Here is a 999-nt window from a genome sequence, read left to right on the forward strand (position 1 = left end):
ACACAGATTGCTTGATTCAAATTGTTAAAGAGCGACGCAGCTTTTGCTGCTGCGGGAGTGGCATTCTACTCAACCGCCTTCTCGAGTCAAGCCTTATTTGCAAAGGCTTTTCGAGGTTACCGACCCGGTTGTTTGCGTTGCCGCTTGCCGTGTCGATGGAGGCGCATTATAGGGAGTGAATTCGTTCTGGCAAGCGGATAATTGCAAAAAGATGGCTTTCGCTGTTCGTTCGCTCACAAAGCCACCAATTGGCATATTAAACCGGCGAAATCAGCTTGCTGAAGGCACCGCGATGGCAAAATCGTGCAGGTTGTCATAGATGGCATCTGCCAGTGCGCTACCCGTTTCGGTAACCGGCTTACCGGTTCTGACCATGATCTTGTGACCGACCCCAGCATTGCTCGCTGCTTTCAGATCGGAAGGCTTGTCACCCACCATATAGGAACGGCTCATGTCGATGTTCAGTTCCTGCCTGGCAAGCAGCAACATTCCCGGTTCCGGCTTGCGGCAGTCACAGGGAGCACCGTGCTCCGGATGATGCGGGCAGAAGTAGATACCATCGAGATCCACATCACGGTCGGCCAGCGACCAATCCATCCACTCGGTCAGGTTCATGAAATCATCTTCACTGAAATAACCGCGGGCAATCCCTGACTGGTTGGTCACTACAACCAGCAGATAGCCTTTCTTTTTGAGGAGCTGCAGGGCGTCTATGACTCCGGGCAGAAAATGGAAGTCATCGACCTGGCTGACATAACCAGTGTCTTCATTGATGACACCGTCACGATCCAGAAAAATGGCGGGTTTGCTCACGAAAACTACCTCTATCAATGGTTTTGCCCAGTATCTCACAGGGCAGATAAAGCCCAAAAACAAAAGGGGTGGCCGAAGCCACCCCTTTCATGTGCGTATTTAAAGTATCGATTAAGCGATAACTTTAGCTACAACACCAGCACCTACGGTGCGGCCACCTTCACGGATAGCGAAACGCAGGCCGTC

General features: G+C 51.7%; 2 protein-coding genes. Both read right to left on the reverse strand.

The window, feature by feature from the left end; translation table 11 throughout:
- Positions 1-270: 270 nt before the first annotated feature.
- Positions 271-813: a D-glycero-beta-D-manno-heptose 1,7-bisphosphate 7-phosphatase gene (gmhB, locus tag NOM67_RS21680; protein ID WP_255940188.1), complete on the reverse strand. Its 543-nt coding sequence runs from the start codon at positions 811-813 to the stop codon at positions 271-273.
- Positions 814-924: 111 nt separating this feature from the next.
- The coding region (locus NOM67_RS21685) for a hypothetical protein (RefSeq protein WP_197724836.1) at positions 925-999 on the reverse strand (75 nt) is incomplete at its 5' end.

The sequence above is a fragment of the Aeromonas sp. SG16 genome, from assembly GCF_024436135.1.
Taxonomy (GTDB): Bacteria; Pseudomonadota; Gammaproteobacteria; order Enterobacterales; family Aeromonadaceae; genus Aeromonas; species Aeromonas jandaei.